This is a genomic window from Bacillus cereus group sp. BfR-BA-01382 (assembly GCF_022663475.1).
Classification (GTDB): Bacteria; Bacillota; Bacilli; order Bacillales; family Bacillaceae_G; genus Bacillus_A; species Bacillus_A thuringiensis_S.
In genome coordinates, this window is record NZ_JAKUFQ010000004.1 from 104944 (window position 1) to 131218 (window position 26275).

The window sequence follows — 26275 nt, forward strand, 5'->3', positions numbered from 1 at the left end:
TATCTTATTGCTTTTGAGAAAAACGGGGAGGTGCTTGACTATGGGACGTTATGTATTAAAACGTTTCGTGTACATGGCTTTGACATTATTTTTAATTACTACACTGACTTTCTTTTTGATGAAATTACTTCCGGGTTCTCCGCTTAAAAACCAGGAGAAGCTATCACCGGCACAAAAAGAAATCATTCTTGAAAAATACGGATTAAATGATCCGGTACCAGTTCAATACGCACGTTACTTAGGTAACTTAGCAAAAGGTGATTTAGGGGTATCATTCCAATATGATAACCGCCCAGTAACAGACATGATTGTGGATCGTATTGGACCATCAGCCCAATTAGGTTTACAAGCGATTATATTAGGGACATTTATCGGTTTAATTTTAGGTATTGTTGCCGCACTTCGTAATAATACGTGGGTGGATTATAGTGCAACAGTTATTTCGGTACTCGGAATGTCGGTACCATCATTCGTATTCGCCGCATTACTACAATATTTCGTAGGGGTAAAACTTGGTTGGTTCCCGGTAGCATTCTGGAAAGGACCAGAGTTTACTGTAATGCCTACAATTGCATTATCGATGGGAGTTATCGCAACAATCGCACGTTTCTCTCGTGCAGAATTAATTGAAGTTATGCAGTCAGACTATATTTTAACAGCGAAAGCAAAAGGAATTAGTCAAGGCGTTATCATTGTAAAACACGCACTTCGTAACGCGTTAATTCCAGTTGTAACAATTTTAGGACCAATGGTTGCGGCATTAATTACAGGAACACTTGTTATCGAGCAAATTTATGCTGTACCAGGACTTGGGGAACAATTCGTTAAATCGATTACTTTAAATGACTATACAGTTATTATGGGAACTACGATTTTCTATAGTGCAATCTTCATTTTAGTTATTTTCATTGTCGATATTTTATACGGAATTATTGATCCTCGTATTCGTTTAGCGGGAGGGAAAAAATGATGAAAGATGTACAAAAATTATCTCCAGATTTATTTCAACAAGCCAATCAAAATAATGTTGATAATGAAGTCATTGCCCGTCCAAGCTTAACGTTTTGGCAAGATGTAAGAAGACGTTTGTTCCAACATAAAGGTGCGATGCTTGGCCTTGTATTATTAGTAATCATTGCGCTATTAGCGATTTTTGGACCGATGGTAAGTAAACACTCGTATAAAGAGCAAGATTTAGGTCGTGCGAAATTACCACCAAAAATTCCAGTTATTGAAAATGTTCATTGGTTACCATTTGACGGTACAGATCAATATGGTGTTGACCAATATGAAAAACGTGATATTAAAGAGTACTTCTGGTTTGGTACAGATGATCTTGGCCGTGACTTATGGACAAGAACATGGGAAGGTACACGCGTATCATTATATATCGCTCTTTTAGCAGCAGCAATTGACTTAGTAATTGGGGTTGCATACGGAGGTATTTCAGCATTCTACGGCGGTAGAGTAGATAATATTATGCAACGTATTATGGAGATTATTAACGGTATTCCATACTTAATCATCGTTATTTTAATGGTAATCATTATGGGATCTGGTATTTGGTCAATTACACTCGCGATGGCGATTACGGGTTGGATAGGGATGTCGCGGATTGTTCGTGGACAAATCCTAAAGTTAAAAAACCAAGAATATGTATTAGCATCTCGTACATTAGGTGCAACAAATACACAATTAATTGTGAAACATTTAATTCCAAACGTAATGGGACCTATTATCGTAATGACAATGTTCACAATTCCATCAGCGGTGTTTGGTGAAGCGTTCTTAAGTTTCATTGGTTTAGGAATTCAGCCACCATTCGCGTCACTTGGTTCTCTTGTAAATGATGGTTATAAATCTATTCAAACGTATCCACACATGATGTTCATCCCTGCGGTTGTCATCAGTATGTTAATTCTAGCATTCAACTTAATGGCAGATGGATTACGCGATGCGTTAGATCCAAAAATGCGTAAGTAAATGAGGAGGGAGAAGTAAAAATGAAAACATTGTTAGAGGTAAAAGATTTACAAGTCTCCTTTGATACACATGCAGGTGAAGTACAAGCAGTGCGCGGAGTTACTTTTGATTTGAAAAAAGGGGAAACATTAGCGATTGTAGGAGAGTCTGGTTCTGGGAAATCAGTTACTTCTAAAGCGCTAATGGGGTTAATCCCAAATCCTCCAGGCCGTATTAAAAATGGAGAGATTGTATTTGACGGTCGTGATTTAACGAAATTAACGGAAAAAGAAATGCAGCAAGTTCGTGGTAAAGATATCGCGATGATTTTCCAAGATCCAATGACATCATTAAATCCAACGATGACAATTGGGAATCAAATTATGGAAGGTCTTATTAAACACCAAGGGATGAGTAGAGGAGACGCACGTAAAGTTGCGTTAGAATTAATCGACCTTGTAGGTATTCCAAATCCAGAAGCACGTTTAAAACAATATCCTCACCAATTCTCAGGTGGTATGAGACAGCGTGTAGTTATTGCGATGGCGTTAGCTTGTAACCCGAAATTATTAATTGCCGATGAGCCGACAACAGCGCTAGACGTTACGATTCAGGCACAAATTTTAGAACTTATGAAAGACATTCAGCAAAAAACAGAAGCGGCAATTATTTTCATTACGCATGACTTAGGTGTAGTAGCAAACGTTGCTGACCGAGTGGCAGTTATGTATGCTGGTAAAGTTGTTGAAATTGGAACTGTAGATGAAATTTTCTATAATCCGAAACATCCATATACTTGGGGCTTAATCGCATCTATGCCAAGTTTAGATGGTTCAGAGGAAGAGTTATACGCAATTCCTGGAACGCCTCCGGATTTATTGAAGCCGCCAAAGGGTGATGCTTTTGCACCACGTAACCCACAGGCGCTGAAAATTGATTTTGAAATGGAACCGCCTTTATTTAAAGTAAGTGATACACACTATGCGGCAACTTGGTTACTTCACGAGCAAGCTCCAGAAGTAAAACCGCCGGCAGTTGTTGAAAAACGTATTCTTCAAATGAAAGCAGGTGAACAACATGACTAAACAACGTGAGAAATTAATTGAAGTAAAAAATGTAAAGCAGCACTTCGACGTGAGTGGTGGTGTTGTCAAAGCGGTTAATGATATTTCATTTGATATTTACCGCGGAGAAACATTTGGTCTTGTAGGAGAATCAGGTTGTGGTAAATCAACAACTGGAAGAACGATTATTCGTTTATATGATGCAACTGCTGGTGAAGTATTATTCGATGGTGAAAACGTACATGGTAAGAAATCACGCACAGAATTGAAGAAATTCAACCGTAAAATGCAAATGATTTTCCAAGATCCATACGCATCACTAAATCCTCGTATGACAGTAGGGGATATTATCGCAGAAGGTATTGATATTCACGGATTAGCGAAAAGTAAAAAAGAGCGCATGGACCGTGTTCATGAACTACTAAACACAGTTGGTTTAAATAAAGAGCACGCAAACCGTTTCCCACACGAATTCTCAGGTGGACAACGTCAGCGTATCGGTATCGCTCGAGCGCTTGCTGTAGAACCAGAATTTATCATTGCCGATGAGCCGATCTCAGCACTTGACGTATCGATTCAGGCGCAAGTTGTAAACTTACTGAAAAAGTTACAAAAAGAAAAAGGCTTAACATACTTATTCATTGCCCATGATTTATCGATGGTAAAATACATTAGTGACCGCATCGGCGTAATGTACCGTGGTCAAATTGTAGAACTGACAACAAGTGAAGAGTTATATGCGAATCCAGTTCATCCATATACGAAATCACTATTATCAGCAATTCCGCTACCAGATCCAGATTATGAGCGTAATCGTAAACGTATCGTATACGATCCATCGCAGCATGATTACGGTAGCGAAGTGCCAACAATGCGTGAAATTCGTCCAGGACATTTCGTACTATGTTCTGAAGCAGAGTATAAGAAATATAAAGAAATCTATCAATAAAAAAAGAGCCATTCTTCCATTGCGGAAGGAGGGCTCTTTTTTCTACTATATAAAATTACTAAACTTGAACAGAAATACTCTCTTCTTGTTCTTCAGGTTTAACTAGTGCGTAACGTTCCCAAGCTCTACTTTTCCAGCGGAAGAACATAATAATGGCACGTGTCCATTCGTCGATGGCGATCGCTAGCCAAATACCCACGAGCCCCATATCTAAATGAAAGGCGAAAAAGTAACCTAGTGGTAAACTCATTAACACCATAGAAAATGCACCGATTAAAACAGGATATTTTGCATCACCAGCTGCACGAAGCGAATTAATGATGACGATGTTCATCGTACGTCCCGTTTCAAGTAGTACACTTAGTAAAAGAACACTTGCGCCTAACCCGATAATGTGCGGATTATCTGTAAACAGTCCCATTAATTGTGTACGGAATGTAATAACGAGAGCGACCATACATAAAGTTACACCAATCGCCCATTTTACACTTTTCCACAAACGTTCGTATGCTTCATCCTTTTCGCCACCACCAACAAGGCGGCCAATAATAATGGCTGTTCCCATACCAATCGCAATTGCAAATAAATAAGTGAACATGGAAATGTTAGTAGCGTATTGTCTAGCAGCTAATGATTCCGTTCCTAAGTACGTTGCGTAATAAAGGAAGACGATTTGACAAGCTTGATACATCACTTGTTCAAATGCAGATGGAATGCCGATTTTTAAAATTTTTCCAATGTATTCTTTGGATAAAGTGAAGTAATATTGTAATTTCACACGATATTCCATAACGCGATATAGTAACCAGAAGAAAACAATAAGTGCGATCAATCGACTGATAGCGGAAGAAATTGCAGCCCCTTGTACACCGAGCTCAGGGAAACCAAATTTCCCGAAAATGAGTACGTAGTTTCCAGCGATATGAATAATATTCATTCCGAGTGAAATAAACATCGCTTGCTTTGTAAAACCGTGTACACGGATAATTGCGGCTAATGAGTTAATGATAGCTTGCAGGAAGATTGCCCCTCCGACGATAGATAAGTAGTTTTGCGCATACGTTAGTACATCGCCTTGTAAGTTCATTGCGAGCATCATATGTTTCGAAAATAAAAGAAAACCAGCGCTTATAACGAGCCCAACTATTAAATTTAATGTGACGGCTAATGCTGATATTTTAGATGCTTCCATAAAGCGTCTGGAACCGAGGTATTGAGATACAACGATAGCAGCGCCGTTCCCGATGACTTCTAATACCAAAATCGCAATATGGAGATATTGATTCGCTGCACCAACCCCAGATACAGCATCGTCTGATAATGCACTTAACATGAAAGTATCAGCGATCCCCATCAACATAAAAAGAAAAACTTCTAGAAAAATAGGCCATGTTAATAAGAATAAACTTAATTTCTCTGTCGGCCCATTTTTTGCCTGAATTGCTGTCATGTCCGTCCCCTCTTTACCGATATCTATTTTTAGCAAAATGTATCGTAACATACTTTCTTATCCTTTGCACTCATTTTAGCCTATATATTTTTAATATGAAGGGCCTGCTATTTTATGTTGAAAAGGGTGGGATAATTATACATAAAATATAAAATTTATTTTTCTCTGATAATTTAGAAAAATATAAAAATAATTATTTTTGGCACTTTAGTAAGGAAAATAGACAATATAAAACGTTTACAAAGATATATTTTTTAACACAAAATTTTAATGAAATAGAAATATAAATATACAAAAAATATATTTGTGTGTATAATATGAATTATTAGAACATATATATATTTCTTTCTGTTTGAAAATGAAAGGGCTAACATTTTTTGGAGGGTGGAAGTATGAAAAAAAAGATACCAGTTTTTGTAGTATCAACAGTAGCAATGAGCATGATATTAGGGGCATGTAGCTACCAAAAAGATGAACCGCAAGCAAACGCAAAAGGGGATAGCGGGAAAAGCGGTGCGAAGCAAGTTCTTAATTTAATTGAAACACAAGAAATTCCAACGATGGACCCAGCATTATCAGCTGACGCAGTTTCTTCAAAAGTAATGAACAACACGATGGAAGGTCTATACCGCCTTGGAAAAGATGATAAGTTAGTTCCAGGTGTAGCAAAAGAATTTAAAAAGTCAGAAGACGGTAAAAAATATACATTTAAATTACGTGAAGACGCGAAATGGTCAAACGGTGAGCCTTTAACGGCGAAAGATTTTGTATACGCATGGCAAAGAGCAATCAACCCAGACACAGCTGCGAAATCAGCATACATTATGTATGATATAAAAAATGCAGAGAAAATTAATAAAAAAGAGATGAGTCCTGATCAATTAGGTGTAAAAGCAATTGATGATTACACATTAGAAGTAGAATTAGACAATTCTATTCCATATCTTGTAGATTTAATGGTATATCCAATCTTTTATCCTGTAAATGAGAAATTTGTGAAAGAGCAAGGTGCGAAGTTTGGTTTGGAAGCGAACACAACGCTTTACAACGGACCATTTACATTAAGTGATTGGCAACATGAACGCAGTTTTAAAATGACAAAGAGCTCATCATATTGGGACAATAAAGAAGTGAAGCTTGAAGAAGTAAACTTTAATATTGTAAAAGATACATCTACGCCAATTAACTTATATGAAACAAATGCAATCGATCGAGCGACGTTATTAGCAGAGTTCATCGATAAATATAAAGGAAAACCAGATTTCAAAACAGTAGAAGAGACATCTGTATTTTTCCTACGCTTAAATCAAAAAGATCCAGCTTTAGCAAATAAAAATATTCGTAAAGCAATTTCCCTTGCTTTTGATCGTAAGCCGTTCGTTGATACATTATTAAATAACGGTTCTAAGCCAGCAACAGGATTAATTCCTGATAACTTCATTAAAGGTCCGGATAAAAAGGATTTCCGTGCTGAAAATGGTGATATTGTAAAACCAAATGTGAAAGAAGCAAAAAAATATTGGGAAGCTGGTACAAAAGAGCTTGGAAAAAATGAAATTGAATTAGAGTTATTAAATGAAGATGTTGAATTATCTAAGAAAACTGGTGAATATTTAAAAGGTGAACTGGAAAAGAATTTACCAGGCTTAACAGTGAAAATTAAACAACAACCATTCGCACAAAAGTTGAAATTAGAAGATGCGGGTGATTATGTCATGTCATTCTCTGGATGGGGGGCAGACTTCCCAGATCCGATCACATATCTTGATATGTTTGTAACAGATGGGTCACAAAATAAGATGAAGTACTCTAATCCGAAATACGATGAAATCATTATGAAAGCGAAAAAAGATGGAAGCGATGTAAATGCTCGCTGGAAAAACTTACTTGAGGCAGAAAAAATGTTACTTGATGACGCTGCGATTGTTCCAGTATACCAACGTGGTAGAGCATACTTACAAAGAGAAACAATTAAAGATATGTACAACCATAAATATGGCCCTGATGTGAGCTTCAAATGGGCATCCGTAGGGAAATAAAAAAAGCAGGCTAACCACCTGCTTTTTTTAATACGTGCGTTTCTTATAAATGCCTTTTCCGCCAACTTGATTCCAGCCGGATTGTACATCCAAACTTTTGTTAACAAACTTCATTTTTTCTTTTCCGCCAAAGAGCTTTTCGCCAATGCTATTTGTAATGACACCAATCAATGCTGTTATTCCGATGATGAGGGCAGCAACCGTAATAAAATCAACAAAAAAAGCAATCATTTGCAAACTCCCCCTTTGCCTGTCTGTATGTTTATTGTATGAGATAAAAAATAAAAAAGAAAGAAATGTCAGAAAAAAATAATTTACTTTAGAAATCGTGTGGACAGGAGGGAGAATATTTGTTAAAATAAGAACAAATGTTCCTTTTCATTCTCATTTGTATAGTCTTACATTTCTTAATTGATTTATCAGGAAAAAGTAAGAAAACGTTCTCTTTTTCATAGGGAAGATTATAGATAAATAACTATATATTATATGAAAAATCTAGGGGAAATGAGTATTGAAAGGGTTGAAAGTTATTGTTCAAGTACAGATAAATTGAGCGTAATCATGTTACATAGCAGTGGAATACACGGAAGAGTTTTCTCAACTAGCAGGAAATTTACTGTATATTTCTTGCAAAATCTATTGTATAATGATTATAGAAGTTACTTATTAAAAGTAATTGTTGTTTATTATAAGTTGTTGCTTACATGAAATGCGATTTTTGTACTTTTCAATAAGACAAGTTATCGCGAAAAATTGCTGAAGTTAGAAATTAAAACTGTATTTAGTACAGAATTTGTACTCTTTAAGGAGAGTGAGCTTTGTATGGTAACATTATATAGTTCTCCAAGCTGTACGTCTTGTAGAAAGGCGAAATTATGGCTAGAGGAAAATCATATTCCCTATACAGAACGTAATATTTTCTCAGATCCATTAACAATTGAGGAAATTAAAGAGATTTTACGTATGACAGAAAGCGGAACGGATGAGATTATTTCTACTCGTTCGAAAGTTTTCCAAGAATTGAATGTAAACTTAGAATCTTTACCACTTCAAGATTTATATAAGATGATTCGTGACTATCCAGGGATTTTACGTCGTCCAATTATGATTGACGAGAAACGCCTTCAAGTTGGTTACAACGAAGACGAAATTCGCCGTTTCTTACCACGTACAGTAAGAACGTTCCAATTACGTGAAGCACAACGTCTTGTAAATTAATTATAATAATATGAAAACCTTCTACCTATTATATAGTAGAAGGTTTTTTTTAATGTTTCACATTGCGTAATCGAACTTGTTGTACGATAAAGCCGATGCATAAAATAGTGAAAATGAACAAATAAGGAATGCTTGCAGTGAAACTTGGGTTGTTATGAAAAAAGGTGGCAAGTCTGTCTTCATGTGTAACCATTTTTCCTGCAGTATAGGCAAGAATCGCTGCACCGCAATAAATGAGGAATGGAAATCGTTCCATAAGTATTAAAATAAGTTTGCTGCCCCAAATAATAATAGGGATAGAAATGAGTAAGCCAATTATGACGAGTAAAAATCTCCCGTGAGCTGCACCTGCAATGGCAATAACATTATCAAACCCCATAACGAGATCCGCGAAAACAATTGTCCGCACAGCTTGGAATAAAGTTGTTTTTCCTTGAATAGCAGAAAGATCGTTGTTATTATCAGTTAATAAATTGACTGCAATTAATGTAAGTAAAACCCCGCCAATCAGTTGTAGAAATGGAATGTCGAGTAAATAGACAGCTAATATAGTAAGGGCAATTCTTAGTACGATTGCTAAAAGAGTACCAATCAAAATAGCTTTATTTCGTTTCGATTCAGGTAAATTTCGGCTAGCTAGTGCGATGACAATTGCATTGTCACCACCTAATACAACATCGATACCGACAATCATTAGTACGGATGTTAAAAACTCTAAGTCCATTCGTCTGCCTCCATTTATGATGTTTTAATAAGCGAACTGTATGTATGTGATGAAGAAAGTTGTTGTTAAATAATCTCTTCCAATAGAAGTTTCACTTTATTAAAGTGTACGGGGGAATGTGGAAATGTATGTCCAAATTTTTTGTAAGTAAGAAATCGCTATAATAATATATTTATGTAGTTGATCGAGTAAAGATAGGCATATAACTATTTTTGTAAAATAAATCGATTTTATTTCCATTCTGGAGAATCTTATCATAAAATGAGAGTACAAGAATCTATTGATTTGTCATATGAGTGGGGAATCCCTTCATAACAATTCTAAGCAGGAAGGGAGAGTTGTATTTTGGATATTGAAAGAATTAATGATCATACGATGAAATTTTTTATTACGTACATTGATATAGAGGATAGAGGATTTAATCGTGAAGAAATTTGGTATGATCGCGAACGAAGTGAAGAGCTCTTTTGGGAGATGATGGACGAAGCTCGTGATCATGACGATTTCTTTATTGATGGGCCGTTATGGATTCAAGTGCAAGCAGTCGATAAAGGGATTGAAGTACTTGTCACGAAAGCAGAGCTTTCAAAGGACGGACAAAAGCTGGAACTACCGATAGGGGTAGACAAAATTATAGATATTCCTCTAGATGAAGGCATCGAATCATTATTCCAACAAGAGTTAGTCGAAGAGGTAGAAGAACAAACAGGAACAAACTTTAATGAAGATGGTACGTTTGGCTTTTTAATTAAATTTAATGATTTTGAAGATGTCATTTCATTAAGTCATCGTCTTATCTTTGAAGATATAAAAGATGAGCTGTATTCATTTGAGAACCGCTATTATGTATATGTGGAATTCGATGAAGTGCTACATGATGAAGAAGAAATCGATCGTATTTTAAGTATTATTTTAGAATATGGGGAAGAATCAACTTTAACAATTCATCGTGTAAGTGAGTATGGAAAACAAATTGTGAAAGAGCATGCGCTTGAAACGATTCGCAATAATTTTCCTGCTAAAACGTAGGCCGATTTCTGTAGTATGAAATCGGCTTTTTATATGAAGAATAGGAAAGCTTTCTTAGTTAGGAGGTAAGAGATGAAAAATACGTTAAAGCTGATTTTCTTTATCCTGCTATTGTTCGCATTATTTGTTTCGTTACGTATGTTTATTGATGTAGCATTTTATTCAGATGTGATTGGGATAAAAGATGTTTCGATTTTAGGTATTATTAGTATTTTATTTACAGTATCTGCGTTTTTAATTGGTTGCGTTATTTTCTTAGAAAATCGCCATCCATCTAAAACACTTACATGGTTAATTGTGTTAGGGATTTTTCCGGTATTTGGCTTCTTTGCTTATTTATTATTTGGACAAAATTTTCGGAGAAAAAGAATGTTTCAAAAGAAGGCGTTACTTGATGAACAGGCGTTTTTACAATATAAAGGGCATGAAGATTACGAAGAAAGAATTTTACGCAATCATAAGCATCAAGAGCTGTTATTTCGTTTAGCGGATCGCTTAGGCGCTTTAAATATTTCATTTCAAACTGAAACGAGGACATTAACAAATGGAGATGAAACGTTTCAGGCCATTTTAGATGGATTAAAACGAGCAAAACATCACATTCATATGGAATATTACATTGTGCGTGATGATAAATTAGGAACAGAAATTAAAGATATTTTAATACAAAAATCAAAAGAAGGCGTTGTTGTTCGTTTTTTATATGATGCGGTTGGAAGTTTTAAGTTATCAAAATCGTATATTGAAGAATTAAACGATGCAGGTGTTGAAATGATTCCGTTTTTTCCTGTGCGCTTTCCGATTTTAAACGATAAGATTAATTATCGAAATCATAGGAAAATTGTTGTGATTGATGGGAACGAAGGGTTTGTAGGCGGATTAAATATCGGTGATGAGTATTTAGGGAAAAGTAAATATTTTGGCTTTTGGCGAGACACGCATTTGTATTTACGTGGTGAAGCGGTTCAAAGTTTACAGCTTATTTTCCTTCAAGATTGGTTTTATATGACTGGAGAGGCTGTGCTAGCTCCTGAATATTTACAAGCAAAAGCAGTTGAGGGTGATCATTGGGGAGGCGTGCAGCTCGTTGCAGGCGGCCCTGATAATAAGTGGGAAACGATTAAGCATTTATATTTCGCAATGATCGCTTCTGCTCGGAAATCTATTTGGATTGCAACGCCGTATTTCATTCCGGATGATGATATTTTATCCGCATTAAAGGTAGCTGCGCTTGCTGGTATTGATGTTCGTTTGTTAATGCCGAGTAAGCCTGATAAGCGTACTGTCTTTTACGCATCGAGATCGTACTTCCCAGAGCTTTTAGATGCAGGGGTAAAGATATATGAGTATGAAAAAGGTTTTCTCCATAGTAAAGTTGTCATTGTCGATTCTGATTTAGCTTCAATTGGGACAGCTAATATGGATATGAGAAGTTTTCATTTGAATTTTGAAGTAAATGCCTTTTTATATGATACAGATAGCATTAAAAGACTTGTTCAAGACTTTAAAGATGATTTAGAAGAATCAAGTGAAATTCATGTCGATCATTTTCATAAAAGGCGTCTTCATAGACGAATTGTTGAATCAACGTACCGGTTATTATCCCCTTTATTATAAAAAGAGATGTCCGAAATTGGGACATCTCTTTTTTTAAAGGAATTTGTAATAAATTGTAGAATGTAAAGAGCTGAAAGGATGTGATTACGATATTTATAGCTAAAAGAGAAAACGGAGAAAAAATTCATTTACTCTACAATTGTAATGAAGAGCTTTTGCGCCGTATGCGTCAACAGGAACGATTCTTTTGTGTAGCTTGTGGAAAGGAAGTACAAATGAAATTAGGGAAACAAAAAAGTTGGCATTTTGCTCATAAAAAAGTGGATTCATGTCTTGCCTTTTATGAAGCGGAATCTATGTATCATAGGCACGGTAAAGAATTGTTATATAGATGGTTCGAACGTCAAAACTTTCATGTAGATATAGAGCATTATCTGCCCCAGATTCAGCAACGACCAGATATTTTTATAGAGAGAGCAGGGAGAAAAATTGCGATTGAATACCAATGCGCAAATCTTTCTATAGAGCAGCTGTACAAACGAACCTATTCGTATTGGCGAGCGGGTATACAGGTCATTTGGATCATTGGTGGAAATCAATTGAAAAAGCAATCTGCATATTGGATGAAATTTTCCTCACTTATGGCTTTCTCCTTACAATCTTATCCTTAACCATTTCTTATTTTCTTCTGTTCCAAACAAAAAGCATTTATGAAATGCGCGTTTCTCACTTCTTTTTCTACAAGCGTCTCTTTCTCACATACTATATATTTACCAACTGAAACTACTACTTTTGAATTACTCTTTTCCCCTGTTCCTTTCCAAAAAGAAATATTAGACCGAGAATGGAAGCAACGAAAGGACTATTTTCGAAAAAATGCTTTGCCTATTTGGAATTATAATTATAAGTCACTATTACGCCTCTTATATCAATTTAAATGTACCCCAGCGAGCTTTCCTTCTGAAATTGGTGTTCCACTCCCTTCTGGATTTGCTTTTCAAACAAACCCATTTATATGGCAAGCTTTTCTATATATGAAGTGTATAGGGGAGCTTGCAGTAGGAGAGTGTATTTCTCTTCAATATGTGTGTAGTTATGTAAAAAAGTATACGAAAAGGCGTATGCTCCCGTACTTTTCAAAGCATATATGGAAAGTAGCAGTTACTGAATATATGACATTCTTATGTTATACAGGTGTATTACGTAAAGTGGAGACTTATAAGTACCGGAAAATAAGGGGAATCGTTATGTTAAAAACAGAGGAGGAAGTTATGAAATATGATGAAACTTGTTTAGCGTATGCCTTATCTTTATTTGAGGCAAAGTACAACATGAGAGAAGGAAAAGGGGATATAATAAAGACTGATTGTGAAGGAATTACATAAGAAAAAAACGAATTGTACTTAAGTAGAGATAATTAAAGGAGGGCTTAAAGAATGTCTGAACAAAACAAAGCGAAAACATTACCAGATCGCAATGAGATTGAAGAAGCAAGTACGTGGCGATTAGAAGATATTTTCCAAACAGATGCAGAATGGGAAAAAGAATTCCAAGCTATTAAAGAGCTATTACCGAAGTTAACTGAATTTAAAGGGAAACTTGGTGACTCTGCGGACAATTTACTTGAGGCATTGCAATATGAAGACGAAATTTCAATGCGATTAGGTAAGCTATATACATATGCTCATATGCGTTACGATCAAGATACAACAAACTCTGTATATCAAGCATTAAATGATCGCGCAACAAATTTATATTCACAAGTATCTAGTAGCACAGCGTATATTGTACCTGAAATTTTGTCGGTTTCAGAAGATACACTGCAAACATTCTTGAAGGAAAATAGAGATTTAAGTGTATATGAACATGCATTAGAAGAAATTACACGTCAACGCCCGCACGTATTATCAGAAGCTGAGGAGGCTTTATTAGCGGAAGCATCTGAAGTAATGAGTTCATCAAGCAATACATTTGGTATGTTGAATAACGCGGATTTAAAATTCCCATCTATTAAAGGTGAAGACGGAGAAGAAATAGAAATTACACATGGTCGTTACATTCAGTTTTTAGAAAGTGATGATGGCCGTGTTCGCGAAGATGCATTTAAAGCTGTATATGAAACGTACGGGAAATTTAAAAATACATTCGCAAGTACGTTAAGCGGAGCAGTAAAACGTAATAATTTCAATGCGCGTGTTCGTAAATATGATTCTGCTCGCCAAGCTGCACTAAGCAATAATAATATTCCGGAAGCAGTATATGATCAACTTGTTGAAACGGTAAATGACAACTTACATTTATTACACCGTTACATCGATATTCGTAAGCGTGCATTAGGACTTGATGAGCTTCACATGTATGATTTATATACACCACTTGTACCAGAAGTGAAAATGAATGTGAAATACGAAGAAGCGCAAGACCTTTTATTAAAATCTTTAAACGTACTTGGTGATGAATATGTTGATATTTTGAAAGAAGCATATGAAAATCGCTGGGTAGATGTGTATGAGAATAAAGGAAAACGAAGCGGGGCATATTCATCTGGTGCATATGGAACAAATCCGTATATTTTAATGAACTGGCATGATAATGTAAATAATTTATTTACACTTGCTCATGAATTTGGTCATTCGGTGCATAGTTACTATACAAGAAAAACACAACCGCACGTATATGGTGATTATTCCATCTTCGTAGCAGAAGTGGCATCAACTTGTAATGAAGCGCTTCTAAATGATTATTTATTAAAAACGACAGAAGATAAGAAAGAGCGTCTATATTTATTAAATCATTATTTAGAAGGATTCCGTGGTACTGTATTCCGTCAAACGATGTTTGCAGAGTTTGAACATATTATTCATAAGAAAGTACAAGAAGGACATGCTGTTACGCCAGACATGCTAACGGAAATCTACTACGATTTAAATAAGAAATATTTCGGTGACGCTTTAGTAATCGACGAAGAGATTGGTTTAGAATGGTCTCGTATTCCGCACTTCTACTACAACTATTACGTATATCAATACGCAACAGGATTTAGTGCAGCGACAGCTCTATCTAAACAGATTTTAGAAGAAGGACAACCAGCAGTAGAACGTTATATTAACGAGTTCTTAAAAGCAGGAAGCTCTGATTATCCAATTGAAGTGCTGAAAAAAGCAGGAGTAGATATGGCATCTCCTGAACCAGTAAAAGAGGCACTACAAGTATTTGAAGAGAAATTAAATGAATTAGAAGCATTATTATTTGAAGAAAAGTAATGAAAAAAGACGAGAGATTGTATCCTCGTCTTTTTTGTTGAATAAATTCAATGTCGATATTTGTCGAAAAAATAAGGTGAATTTCTTTGTTTTTCTAACTGAAAGGATAGTTTTACAGCTGATTTTTGAAATTAAAACCCTTTGAATCTTTTTTTATGATTGAAATAAGAGAGAGTGATAACGATGATTCCAAATAAAAGAGGTAAGGCAATAATTTTAGGAAAAGCTTGTAGTAGAGAGAGGATGTACAAGAAAAAAGAAACGATGACAGCTAGAAAGAGAAGAGCAATATAAGATTTTTTCATAAATAACCCCCCTAAATGACCTTTTTTATAGCTTATTCAAAAATGAAAACGTTTAGAATGTGACAAAAGTGTGAATTTCGACAAAAGGGGTTGTCATCTGGCGTCGAATCTTGTAATATAATAAGCGTGAACGAATTCACATACAAACATATACCCCTTTGTTTGAACGTGAAAATTTCTCCCATCCCCTTTAATATTTTTATAAGCCGTAAAGAAAAAGACCTGGTGTTTACACCAGGTCTTTTTCTTTTGCTATCCATTTCCAATAACGTTCGCATTTTACTTCAATCATTTGTACTTTTCGTTTCAGTTGTAATTTTTTAAGTTCGCGCTCAATTTCTTGCTGCGGACAGTCATAAATAAATGCTACTTCTTTTGAAGATATAAATTGTGTTGCTTCTAGTAATGCTTCTAAAGGTGGTAATGGTTCTGGCTCAATTTCACATTTTACAAGTTCTTTCAATAATTGTACGTATACATCGTAGGAATAATTTCCAGCGATTTTAATACCTTCTTCATCTGAGTTCGCATGAAAAAAGACGAGGGAGGGTATTTCTGTAATATGCATTTCATTCGTGAATTTCAAGTCACATTGGAAAGCTTTTTTTGCACTAGCAGAATGTAGATCTTTTTTAAATTCTTCTACATCAATATTGCTATCTTTCGCACATGCAAGTAATAGTTCGCAGTCAGGGTTTGATACATTTTCAAGGAAAATGTATTCTTGGAGTTTTCGCAAAAACTTCGAACCTGCTTTTCGGCCTTGCAACTCCGCCGCCTTAATTGCCATCGAAACTAAATATGGTGTTGACGATGCTTCTTGCATATGTACCTTTCCATCACATGAAAAACCTTGTAAACTTGTTGTCTTTTCCCACACAAATCGAATATTAGCAGGTTTATTCCATTTGTGTGAGGAAGCGTTCGTTCCATCCACTTTTCCTGTTACGATATGACGAATAGAGAAGTATTTCCCGTATTCAAGCCATAGTTTAATAATAAAAGGCTCAATTTCCCAGCAATCTTTACAAAGTGGATCAATAAATAAATATGCTTCTACAGACTTATGCTCGCATGCGGAAGGAGATGGCATATTTATATGCTTTGCTTCCTGCTTATCCATTACACTTCACCTGTTTCGTTTGGAGTATTAACCATATGCTGAGCGGTTAATGCTAAACGTTCAAAAACAAACTCTCTTATATGACCATGCACTCCAGTATCATCCATTGCTTGCTCCATACATGATAGCCAAGCCTCTGCTCGTTTTGGAGTAATCTCAAACGGAAGATGGCGTGCCCTTAACATAGGATGACCATGTTCTTCAGTGTACAAATTAGGACCACCTAAATATTGTGTTAGAAATTGCTTCTGCTTCCTAGCGGTTTCTGTTAAATCTTCCGGGAAGATGGGAGATAAGTCAGGGTGTTTACTGACATAGGAATAAAATGTATCTACTAATATTGCAATGCATTGTTCACCGCCAATTGCTTCAAATGGTGTCATCGGTTGCTTGCTCATCCTTTATAAACTCCTTTTTCCATGAAATGTATATCTATTGTAGCAATGGAATGTTCGAGAGGGCAAATAAACAGCCTTCTCAAACATTCTTTGCTTATTCTACGGGTGTAAACTTTTTTAGTAAGATGTATCCACTAGTGAAACATATTCACTAGTGGAATTTTCACTTTAGCGTGCTTTGTTTTGTTTGGCAAGGAAAAAGCGTTTTACTTTGTTATTTGTATGACGAACAGGTATGTTATGTTGCGTTAATAAATGAATAAATGCAGCTTTTCCTGTTTCTTCATCTTGCACTTCAAATTCAATTTCATAATCATCGTGATTGTAATAGAAACTATGATCAAAGACAAGCGTTCCGCCTTTAAATAATGCTTCGGCTCTTTCAGTTGTTAAACTACCCATATAAGTTAAAGTGGAAACAGGAATTTGTAATTTGTGTAGTTGATCCATTACAGCCCCTGGAATGATTACGTTTGTTTCCATCATCATTCTTGCTTCGTCTTCTGTTACGACTTGATGCGTTTCTAACAAGCCGACTTCTGCAGGTTGTTTCAATGTTAATGTATAAATTTCTCCTTTATGACGAATACGAAGTGCAGAGCCGGCTTCTTTTAACGAGAAGCCCGGTGTTTCAAAGTAGTGATTCACCTGTTTCGTAAATGCTTCAATAGAGAATGATTTACATAATGTATCGAATTCTTCTTCTGTAACAATATTTTTAAATTCAATTTCAATTTCTTGTGTCATTGTATGCGCGCTCCTTTTAAAAAATAATTCTTTACACATTATCGCTTTTTCATAAATTTGGTTCAATGTTTTATTTGTTTGCGTCCATGTTATGATACAATAATACTGTTAAGTAAGACAGGAAGTTGAGATGGAGGAGTTAGAGCATGCAAAATAAAATTCAAGTTAAGAGCGTAGAAAAGAGAGAGAATGCGCTTATTTTTTGTGCGGAAAATAATGAAATAGAGGTAAAGGAGTTAAGTGCGCGTAATCACGTACTTGTAGACTCAGACAATTTATCATTTTTATATATTTTAGAAAACGAATCATCTTTCATTTATGTAAGTATTCCGCACACATGCTGGGAAGCAATGCATGAAGCGATGAATAACGATATAGTAATGTTCGTTCGTGTGAATGACGTTGAAATGGAATTAGAAAATTTAAAAGAAGAAGTAGAATATTTAGTTGAAAATATTGAAGGTAATGCAAATTACGGAGAAGAACTAGTAACTGCTGTAGAAAAAGTATTTCTATAAGCAAATGGATTGATTTTGGTGGTGGTTGAAATGAATCGAAATTGGGAAGAATTTTTAGCACCTTACCATCAAGCGGTGGCAGAGCTGAAAGTGAAACTAAAAGGAATGCGTACTCAATTTGCAATGTTGACAGAGCATTCTCCAATTGAGTTTGTAACAGGAAGGGTAAAGTCGGTTGCTAGTATTATTGATAAAGCGGAGAAGAGAAATGTACCGCTAGATCGGCTGAGAGAAGATATGCAAGACATCGCGGGCCTTCGAATGATGTGTCAATTTGTTGATGAGATTAAGCCTGTTGTAGAATATCTTCGAAAACGAAATGACTTTGAAATCGTGGAAGAACGTGATTATGTCACGCAAAAGAAAGATAGCGGCTATCGCTCTTATCACGTTGTCATTAGTTACCCCGTTCAAACGATTCAGGGAGAAAAAAAAGTATTGGTAGAAATCCAAATACGCACGTTAGCAATGAACTTTTGGGCAACAATTGAGCATTCTTTAAATTATAAATATAGTGGACGTTTTCCTGAAGATATTAAAATACGCTTGCAACGTGCAGCGGAAGCGGCGTTTTTATTAGATGAAGAAATGTCTTCTATTCGTCTTGAGATTCAAGAAGCGCAGAAGGCTTTTTCAAGAAAGCAAGAAACGAAAGATTCCGAATCATAAACTAAAGGGTGTTGGGCGATGAAATTTACAATTATGTCAAAGGGAGATCAATCATCAGATACACTGGCAAGCACGATGAAAGAGTACTTGTTAGATTTTGGATTTACAATGGATGAAAAGGAACCCGATATTGTAATTTCTGTTGGGGGAGATGGAACGCTTTTATATGCGTTTCATCGTTATTATAATCGATTGGATGAAACAGCATTTGTTGGTGTACATACAGGACATTTAGGTTTCTATGCAGATTGGTTACCGACAGAAGTAGAGAAATTAGTAATTGCGATTGCGAAAACACCATTCCAAGTGGTGGAATATCCGCTTTTAGAAGTGATTATTCGCTATGTGAATGGAAGTAAAGAGTCACAGTATTTGGCGATGAATGAGGCGACTGTAAAAAGTGCAGAAGGTACATTAGTAACAGAAGTAGAAATACGCGGAGAATATTTTGAAACATTCCGCGGGGACGGCCTTTGTATTTCTACTCCTTCAGGAAGTACTGCATATAATAAAGCGCTTGGCGGAGCAATTATTCACCCTTCTATTGAAGCGATTCAAATTGCAGAAATGGCGTCCATTAACAATCGTGTGTTTCGTACTGTGGGATCGCCACTCGTATTGCCGAAGCACCATACATGTGTGTTAAAGCCAGCTGCAGGAATGAACTTACAAATTACAGTGGATCATTTAACGATGGTTCATCAAGATGTGAAATCAATCCAGTATCGCGTCGCAAACGAGAAAGTACGATTTGTTCGTTTCCGCCCGTTCCCGTTCTGGAAACGAGTTCGTGACTCGTTTGTTGCAGATAAATAGAAAGGGTTATAAATTTGAACAGATTTACATTGAAATGGGATATAGGACTGGCTGAAGAGAGTACTTTAGTTAGGGAATTTTTGAAAACGAAAGGTATTTCTAAAGCCGCTTTAACGGATATAAAGTTTCACGGCGGGGCAATTGAAGTAAATGGTCAACATGCGAGTGTTCGTCATCAGTTGCGCGCTAGTGAAGAATTACGCATCTTTTTTCCAGTGGAGGAAAGAAGTGAAGGGATGATTGCAGAAGATATCCCTTTATGCATTGTATATGAAGATGATGCGGTTCTTATCATTAATAAAGAGGCGAACATGTCAACGATTCCATCTAGGGAACATCCGACAGGGAGTGTTGCCAATGCGCTTTTATCTCATTATGATAAGCAGCATCTTGCAAGTACAGTACACATTGTAACACGGTTAGATCGTGATACTTCAGGGCTTATGCTTATTGCAAAAAATCGTTTCGTGCATCATCTTTTATCGAAGCAGCATCAACAAAAAGCTGTGAAACGAACGTATGAAGCAATTGTTCACGGTGAGATGGTAGAACGAGAAGGAATGATTGATGCACCAATTGGTCGGAAATCTGATAGCATTATTGAGCGAACGGTTTGTGAGGATGGACAAAGGGCAGTTACTCATTTTAAAGTAATTGATAGTACATATCATAAGACACATGTAGCGCTGGAGCTTGAGACAGGAAGAACGCATCAAATTCGTGTGCATATGGCTCATATAGGACATCCATTACTTGGTGATAACTTATATGGAGGAAGAAGGGATGAAATGAAACGGCAAGCACTTCATAGTAAATCTTTGACGTTTTATCATCCTATTTTAGAGAAAGAAATGTCTTTCACTATAAAGATTCCAAGCGATATGCAAGAGTTACTTAGGAATGCTTAAAAAGGGAACAAAATTCTTATGTTATAAAGAATTTTGTTCCCTTTTTTCTTAGCGGAATAATATTAAAATTTGGTTTTCACGCGTACGCTTTATAACGAAAAATCCACTTTCGGCTTTTGTAGCAATGCCATTGTCATTTGGACGACAATATCCATGCGTTTCGCAAGTGCCGTCATCACGTACTAACATTTGCCCAATTAATCCGACAGGAAGCCACTCGGCGCGATCTTTTCTTGCTACATATTTGCAAGCTGGATCCCATTCTGTATTTAAAAGAGGTTGTATTTCTTCTGATTCCGTCCATACATATTGGCGTTTTCCAAAGTTGTCTGTTTTATAGCGTTTTTGCCAACTTAAAGCCCCGCTATTTCCTATAAGTGCAGGGGTTGCACTAGATATTCCTAAAATGAACGAATCGTGTGAAGTAGCTATCCGAATTTTTTCTTCGCTACTAAATGTAACGAAATAACCGACATCAATAGGTTTATGACCTTCTGTTTCAAACATTTGTGCAAAATCCGTTCCGCTTGCATTGTAAGACGCGCCCTCAATATACATTTCTCCATTATGGGCAAGCCATTTAGCACCGATATTATGGTCGGTGTCGTTTGCACCATTTGCAATAAACCAGGAATAAGCTTCTTCTGCAGTGCCGAAGCGCCCCATAATATGGCTACCTGCAAAATGAGCTGTTGATGTATGATGACCTTCCGCATGAGAAGAGAAGCCGTTAGCGATAGTTGCGGTTCCTTCTGCGTGTGCTGCTTCGCCTAAAGCAGTCGTCTGTTTACCCTCCGCATGAGAATAAGCACCGCCTGCTGTCGTTTCACTTCCCTCACTATGCGAACTATGTCCAGTTGCTTTTGAGTTGGATCCTTCTGCATGAGAGAAAGAACCTTTTGCGTGTGTTAATAAGCCTTCCGCATGTGCTGCCATGCCCTCCGCATGAGAGTGAAGCCCCTCCGCATATGCATATCGGCCGCCCCTTTTAACTTTTGTATTTTCAGGTGTAGGTGTCTCAATTATGAGTGGTTTTTCAGTTTGTATATCATTCGATGAAGCTAATGCTTCTTTTATTTTTTTTACTTTGTTTATAATAGCAGCTGGAATTTCTGGTTCCACTTTTTTATTTATTGCTACAGAATTATTTTCTTCCGCCGTTTCTTCTGTTTGGTTAGAACGTAGTACCTGTTCATCTTGATTTGAGAGCTGTTTATTTTTTTGTTGCATCTTTATTTTTCTGCGATCGATTATGTGGTTCATCACAGCATTTTCTAAAGAGACATATGTTGGTTTTACTTTGCTTTTTTTTGATGACTCTTGTTCTTCTAGTTCTTCTATGGCTGCAGCCCGAATGCTACACCAGTTGTTAATTCCGTACATGGGCAGATATAAAGGGGGAAATTTTCTTTTTTGTTTAGAAGATTTTTTCTTCATTCTGTCACCTCCTGCGACATTATATGTAAAGTAATTAAAAAAAGATGCACTTTATTGCATCTTTTTTTAATTACTTTACCTAGTTTTATATGAGATTTGCCTAAATAATACGGTAATCTCTCGCTAAGTAAGGTAGTTATGAAATTGGACGGAACTTCTCAGCGACAAAAGGTAAAGAAGAAGGGACAGAGATAGTCTCCATTTCAGGATAACGTAATCCGGTTAATTTGCCACCAAATACAGCACCAGTATCAATATTGACTGTCTGATTGACGAATCGAGGTTCTTTTACTGGTGTATGTCCATATACAATCCAAGCTTGCCCCTTGTATTCTTGCGCCCAATCGCGACGGACAGGTGAGCCATCGGCATGCTTTTCTCCTGTAATATCACCATATAATACAAAGGTTTGTACTTTTTTATCTCGTCTTCCTATGTAATCTTGCCGAATCCCAGCGTGACATACGATTACTTTTTTCTCATCTAGTATGTGGTAGAGTGGTGATTGTTCATAAAGAGTGATAAACTTTTCTTTTATAATGTTTTGCTTATGAGAAGGAAGTGCCTCATATTCAGCGACAGTTGTTTCAAGTCCGTGAGCGATTGTTACATTACGTCCAAGGAAAAATCGATATAGTTTATTACAGTGATTTCCAGGAGCGTAATAAGCTTCTTTTTTATGTATGACAAGTTCCCATACAATTTCGATCATACGTAATGAATGAGGACCACGGTCTGTAATATCACCAACGAATGCAAGTTTACGTTGTTCAGGGTGGATCGGTAGACCGCTACTCCAGTTATACCCTAGCTTCTCTGTTAAATTTTGAAACTCTTGGAAGCATCCATGAATATCTCCTATAATGTCATATTTCATATTTAAACCTCCATCGTATTTTTCATTAGTATATCTAAAAAAGGATAGAGATAAAAATATAGCGTTTTTGTGTTGTTCATTTAAACATAAAGCTTTTCGTTCTTGAGCGAATATTTAAAATGAATCCAATCGCAATCATGTATGTAAGCAGTGAACTTCCTCCGTAGCTCATAAGAGGTAATGTTATCCCTGTAATGGGAAGTAATCCGATTGTCATCCCGATATTTTGGAATACTTGGAAAGTAAACATTCCGATTGTACCAGCGCAAATGTAACTACCGAAAGGGTCATTACTTTCTAAAGCGATATGAATCATTCGAAAAATGAGTAAGAAAAAAAGTGAAATAATGACACTTGCACCTAGAAATCCAAATTGTTCAGCGACATTAGTGAAAATAAAATCTGTATGTGGTTCTGGAAAATATACTTGTCCATTTTCCCACCCCTTTCCTTGCATTTCTCCGGATCCAGTCGCTAAGAATGCTTGTCTTAATTGATAGCCTTGCGCATCATATTTGTAAGGTGCCAACCATCCGTAGAAGCGATTTAATTGATATTCTTTTAAAATGTGTGCTTTAAAGAAATCTGTGTGAGTAAAAAAAATATATATTAATGTAGATCCAGCCACGAAAGTACCTGAAACTAATCCGAAAATAAAACGCCATCGTATGCCAGAAACTAGTATCATTGCTGCAAGCATCGCTGAAATGACCATTGTGTTTCCTAAATCTGGTTCTTTTGCAATAAGTAGTAGTGGTGGCAAGCTTGTCGCAAATATTTTTCCAAGTAATAAAAAATCGTCACGCATTGTTTGGGAAAAATATTTCTCATTATGATTTGCTATAATTCGTCCAATGACGATAATTAAAAACAATTTCATAATTTCAGAAGGCTGAAAATTTCCGATGCCTGGGAGCCTGTACCAAGCGGTAGCGCCTTTAATTGTAACGGCACCTGGTACTTGAAGTTCTAGTCCAATAAGTAGTACCATTGCAAAGCTATACAAATACCAAGCAATTTTTTGATAACGATCGAAATCGATAATCATAATAACACCAATGGCTATAAATCCAATGAAGTACCATTGGATTTGCTTGAGTACAAAATTGACGTTTTGTAAAAATGGCGGTAAGGAGGCTTGCGCACTTGCAATAGCACAACAACTAACAATCCCAATGGCAAATAAAATAAATAGTAATACGTAGTCTATTTGATATTGAGAATTTGAATCTTTCAATGTAGGTATTCCTTTCTACTGCTCTTTATAGTAATGGATTTTATAGTATGAGAAAGAATGTATGAACTATACGAATGATTCACATATAGTCCATACACTTTTGATTTTGCAGAGTAGTTTAATTGTTTAACTCTTTAATAATTATATCCAAACAATGGGCAAGACGTACATGTGCGTCAGGAAAAATATCTAGTTGATGAAGGTAGTATTTTAAGGAACTTTTACACCATTTGTAAGCACTAAGTAGAGCTGTTCTATAGTCTATAGTATTTTGTAAAAATCCATATTCTTTTGCTGTTATAACGAGGTGTGTGAAATCTTCGCAACCTTGAAGTAGTTTATTGTGTATTTGTTGTCCAGCATGGTAGCGAAATTGACTTAAAGGCTCAGAAATGTATATTGCATTTCCTTTAGAAAGTAAAGAAATCCATGAGGCCATATCAACACTACAAGAATATTGTCGCTCTTTAAGGGTGCCAAAAGGTTCAGTGAGCAAGTTCTTTCGAAACAAAGTAGTTGTAGGTTCGCCGATAATGTTGTGGCCGGCCTTTAGCATCCAGTCGCCTAAAAATATTCCGTTTAATGGGGTATCTTCGCTATATAACTTTTGTGTTGGATGGGCATCGCCGATTAGATTTCCATGATCATCAATACGTACTCGATAAGAAGTAACAAGAGCAAGATCTTTATTGGAATCTTGCTCAAAATAGGCCATCATTTTTTGTATTTTATGCTTATAAAACACGTCATCGTCCATTAAAAAATTTATATACTCACCATTTGATTTTTCTATGAGCATAAGGTCATTGTGAAATTGTCCTAGAGTAGAGATATTTCGAATGTATGTTATATTTTTATAATTTGGTAAGTATTGTTCATGGATTAGAGTTGCTGTTTCATCATTTGTACTATCATCTCCGATGATGATTTCAATATTTGAATAAGTTTGTGCCAATGCACTTTCTAGAGCGATTTTGAAATAATGGGGTCGATTATAAGTGGGAATAAGGATAGAAACGAGAGGTAGATTTTTTTCACTCGCCATACATAACTTCCTTTCAGAAGCTTTTTTTTGTAAGAACAATATCTTGGTAACTTGTATATTCTGGTCTGCCGCACCATAAACCATAATGTGGCTTATTGATTATTTCTAGACCATACTTATTCAATAGATTGCAAATATCTGTCTCAGGATAAGCAACTGCAAAATTGGGAATATCTTTATTTACAACGTAGCAATTTTCAATTCGATGATAAAAACCTAATGTACTTTGTCCTGCATTTAAATAATAGGACGATTCAGGATTTATTAGAAAGAATGTAATGAAACATCTCCCGTCTTTTTTTAATACACGTACAATTTCAGATACGTAATGTTCTAATTCTTTTGGAAGAAGATGTGTAAATACAGAAGTTAAAAAGATAAAATCGAATGTTCCGTCTTCATAGGGAAAACGATATTGAGAGGCATCTTCTTTTCCTTCTGGATTATAGAATTGATTGTATATGTCAACATGTTCAAAGTGAAAATTATTACGCATAGTTGAAATGTTATTTTGACACCAAGTAATTCCATCTTTAAACAAATCAAATCCATAATATGCTCCATCATCATTTAAGTAATTCATTAATGGTACAGCCATTCGGCCGACGCCGCAGCCTACATCTAATACTTTTTCATTTGATTTTAAAGCGCCAATTTGAATAAAATGCTTTAGGAACTCTTTTCCCACCTTTTTGAAGTCGCCACCTACATATTGGACGAGTTCAGGAGGGGGGAGTAAAGTCATTTCTTTGTTAAGTTCGCTCATGAGTATACCCCTTTCTTGTGTGAGAATATGCAGTCACTCTATTAATAAAATTTTCAATTTGTAGTGAGAGAACAAAGGAAAACAATTGTTATATGTAAGGAGATTCCACAAAAGAAATACTTAATTGGATTAGAAGTAAGAGAAGAATGAGTGAAAATGGAATCTCCTATAGAT

General features: G+C 36.0%; 25 protein-coding genes and 1 pseudogene. 14 read left to right on the plus strand and 12 right to left on the minus strand.

Going from position 1 to position 26275, the window contains the following annotated elements; all coding sequences use genetic code 11:
• The first annotated feature begins 40 nt into the window (after window positions 1-40).
• Genes opp3b through MR160_RS03320 form a run of 4 tightly spaced genes read left to right on the plus strand, consistent with a single transcriptional unit; the run spans window position 41 to window position 3975 of the window.
• Window positions 41-970: an oligopeptide ABC transporter permease gene (gene opp3b / locus MR160_RS03305; protein WP_000534168.1), complete on the plus strand. Its 930-nt coding sequence runs from the start codon at window positions 41-43 to the stop codon at window positions 968-970.
• On the plus strand, window positions 967-1983 hold the full coding sequence (gene opp3C / locus MR160_RS03310) for an oligopeptide ABC transporter permease (protein ID WP_000974107.1): 1017 nt from the start codon (window positions 967-969) through the stop codon (window positions 1981-1983). Before opp3b ends, opp3C begins: the two co-directional genes overlap by 4 nt.
• Before the next feature lie 20 nt (window positions 1984-2003).
• Complete coding sequence (locus tag MR160_RS03315; RefSeq protein WP_000854341.1) at window positions 2004-3047, plus strand: ABC transporter ATP-binding protein; 1044 nt, start codon at window positions 2004-2006, stop codon at window positions 3045-3047.
• Window positions 3040-3975 carry an ABC transporter ATP-binding protein gene (locus MR160_RS03320; protein WP_000166354.1) on the plus strand — a complete coding sequence of 312 codons (936 nt, stop codon included), beginning with the start codon at window positions 3040-3042 and terminating at the stop codon, window positions 3973-3975. The genes MR160_RS03315 and MR160_RS03320 overlap by 8 nt, the downstream gene beginning before the upstream one ends.
• Before the next feature lie 58 nt (window positions 3976-4033).
• Here MR160_RS03320 and MR160_RS03325 read toward each other — a convergent pair whose 3' ends face one another.
• On the minus strand, window positions 4034-5476 hold the full coding sequence (locus MR160_RS03325) for an MATE family efflux transporter (RefSeq protein ID WP_003309213.1): 1443 nt from the start codon (window positions 5474-5476) through the stop codon (window positions 4034-4036).
• 341 nt (window positions 5477-5817) lie between these two features.
• Here MR160_RS03325 and MR160_RS03330 point away from each other — a divergent pair, with 341 nt between their 5' ends.
• A complete protein-coding gene (locus MR160_RS03330; protein ID WP_000727253.1) occupies window positions 5818-7464 on the plus strand; it encodes a peptide ABC transporter substrate-binding protein in 1647 nt (548 codons plus the stop codon).
• A gap of 27 nt (window positions 7465-7491) precedes the next feature.
• Here the strand turns inward: MR160_RS03330 and MR160_RS03335 are convergent, their stop codons facing one another.
• Complete coding sequence (locus tag MR160_RS03335; RefSeq protein WP_000559983.1) at window positions 7492-7695, minus strand: hypothetical protein; 204 nt, start codon at window positions 7693-7695, stop codon at window positions 7492-7494.
• 591 nt (window positions 7696-8286) lie between these two features.
• Here MR160_RS03335 and spx point away from each other — a divergent pair.
• Window positions 8287-8682, plus strand: coding sequence for a transcriptional regulator Spx (gene spx / locus MR160_RS03340; protein WP_000258267.1), 396 nt, complete (start codon window positions 8287-8289; stop codon window positions 8680-8682).
• Window positions 8683-8731: 49 nt separating this feature from the next.
• Here the strand turns inward: spx and MR160_RS03345 are convergent, their stop codons facing one another.
• Window positions 8732-9406 (minus strand): TerC family protein, encoded by a 675-nt coding sequence (locus MR160_RS03345; RefSeq protein WP_000362600.1) that lies wholly within the window; start codon window positions 9404-9406, stop codon window positions 8732-8734.
• A gap of 345 nt (window positions 9407-9751) precedes the next feature.
• Between MR160_RS03345 and mecA the strand changes: the two genes are divergently transcribed.
• The 4 genes and pseudogenes from mecA to pepF all read left to right on the plus strand — a co-directional run bounded on the left by mecA (window position 9752) and on the right by pepF (window position 15255).
• Window positions 9752-10435 carry an adaptor protein MecA gene (gene mecA, locus MR160_RS03350; protein ID WP_000350716.1) on the plus strand — a complete coding sequence of 228 codons (684 nt, stop codon included), beginning with the start codon at window positions 9752-9754 and terminating at the stop codon, window positions 10433-10435.
• A gap of 72 nt (window positions 10436-10507) precedes the next feature.
• Window positions 10508-12052, plus strand: a complete 1545-nt coding sequence (locus MR160_RS03355; protein ID WP_000799189.1) for a cardiolipin synthase — start codon at window positions 10508-10510, stop codon at window positions 12050-12052.
• 80 nt (window positions 12053-12132) lie between these two features.
• Window positions 12133-13377 (plus strand): annotated as a pseudogene (locus MR160_RS03360) (competence protein CoiA).
• Window positions 13378-13428: 51 nt separating this feature from the next.
• Window positions 13429-15255 carry an oligoendopeptidase F gene (pepF, locus tag MR160_RS03365; protein ID WP_000003356.1) on the plus strand — a complete coding sequence of 609 codons (1827 nt, stop codon included), beginning with the start codon at window positions 13429-13431 and terminating at the stop codon, window positions 15253-15255.
• 131 nt (window positions 15256-15386) lie between these two features.
• On the opposite strand, the gene MR160_RS03370 is transcribed toward pepF, so the two are convergent.
• The 4 genes from MR160_RS03370 to MR160_RS03385 form a co-directional block, all read right to left on the minus strand.
• Window positions 15387-15560, minus strand: coding sequence for a hypothetical protein (locus MR160_RS03370; RefSeq protein ID WP_000750354.1), 174 nt, complete (start codon window positions 15558-15560; stop codon window positions 15387-15389).
• Between the two features lie 229 nt (window positions 15561-15789).
• Window positions 15790-16683: a ClpXP adapter SpxH family protein gene (locus MR160_RS03375; protein WP_000360643.1), complete on the minus strand. Its 894-nt coding sequence runs from the start codon at window positions 16681-16683 to the stop codon at window positions 15790-15792.
• On the minus strand, window positions 16683-17081 hold the full coding sequence (locus tag MR160_RS03380; protein WP_000043386.1) for a globin domain-containing protein: 399 nt from the start codon (window positions 17079-17081) through the stop codon (window positions 16683-16685). The genes MR160_RS03375 and MR160_RS03380 overlap by 1 nt, the downstream gene beginning before the upstream one ends.
• 168 nt (window positions 17082-17249) lie before the next feature.
• Window positions 17250-17828 carry a CYTH domain-containing protein gene (locus MR160_RS03385; protein WP_000191102.1) on the minus strand — a complete coding sequence of 193 codons (579 nt, stop codon included), beginning with the start codon at window positions 17826-17828 and terminating at the stop codon, window positions 17250-17252.
• Window positions 17829-17974: 146 nt separating this feature from the next.
• On the opposite strand from MR160_RS03385, the gene MR160_RS03390 reads away from it, so the two are divergent.
• Genes MR160_RS03390 through MR160_RS03405 form a run of 4 tightly spaced genes read left to right on the plus strand, consistent with a single transcriptional unit; the run spans window position 17975 to window position 20739 of the window.
• On the plus strand, window positions 17975-18346 hold the full coding sequence (locus MR160_RS03390) for a UPF0738 family protein (RefSeq protein ID WP_001179996.1): 372 nt from the start codon (window positions 17975-17977) through the stop codon (window positions 18344-18346).
• A 30-nt stretch (window positions 18347-18376) separates the two neighbouring features.
• Window positions 18377-19015 carry a GTP diphosphokinase gene (gene yjbM, locus MR160_RS03395; protein WP_001081480.1) on the plus strand — a complete coding sequence of 213 codons (639 nt, stop codon included), beginning with the start codon at window positions 18377-18379 and terminating at the stop codon, window positions 19013-19015.
• Window positions 19016-19033: 18 nt separating this feature from the next.
• On the plus strand, window positions 19034-19831 hold the full coding sequence (locus tag MR160_RS03400) for an NAD kinase (protein ID WP_000673196.1): 798 nt from the start codon (window positions 19034-19036) through the stop codon (window positions 19829-19831).
• 14 nt (window positions 19832-19845) lie between these two features.
• Window positions 19846-20739, plus strand: coding sequence for an RluA family pseudouridine synthase (locus MR160_RS03405; RefSeq protein ID WP_001079127.1), 894 nt, complete (start codon window positions 19846-19848; stop codon window positions 20737-20739).
• Window positions 20740-20787: 48 nt separating this feature from the next.
• On the opposite strand, the gene MR160_RS03410 is transcribed toward MR160_RS03405, so the two are convergent.
• From MR160_RS03410 to MR160_RS03430, 5 genes are all read right to left on the minus strand, one after another.
• The gene (locus MR160_RS03410) at window positions 20788-22176 is read right to left on the minus strand and encodes a peptidase G2 autoproteolytic cleavage domain-containing protein (protein ID WP_000730507.1); all 1389 of its coding nucleotides are present in this window, start codon (window positions 22174-22176) and stop codon (window positions 20788-20790) included.
• Between the two features lie 136 nt (window positions 22177-22312).
• On the minus strand, window positions 22313-23053 hold the full coding sequence (gene prpE, locus MR160_RS03415) for a bis(5'-nucleosyl)-tetraphosphatase PrpE (protein ID WP_000872690.1): 741 nt from the start codon (window positions 23051-23053) through the stop codon (window positions 22313-22315).
• Window positions 23054-23129: 76 nt separating this feature from the next.
• Window positions 23130-24290, minus strand: a complete 1161-nt coding sequence (locus tag MR160_RS03420) for an FtsW/RodA/SpoVE family cell cycle protein (RefSeq protein ID WP_000655325.1) — start codon at window positions 24288-24290, stop codon at window positions 23130-23132.
• Window positions 24291-24408: 118 nt separating this feature from the next.
• Window positions 24409-25335, minus strand: a complete 927-nt coding sequence (locus MR160_RS03425; protein WP_000135606.1) for a glycosyltransferase family 2 protein — start codon at window positions 25333-25335, stop codon at window positions 24409-24411.
• Between the two features lie 13 nt (window positions 25336-25348).
• Window positions 25349-26101, minus strand: coding sequence for a class I SAM-dependent methyltransferase (locus MR160_RS03430; RefSeq protein WP_001292844.1), 753 nt, complete (start codon window positions 26099-26101; stop codon window positions 25349-25351).
• Between the last annotated feature and the right edge of the window lie 174 nt (window positions 26102-26275).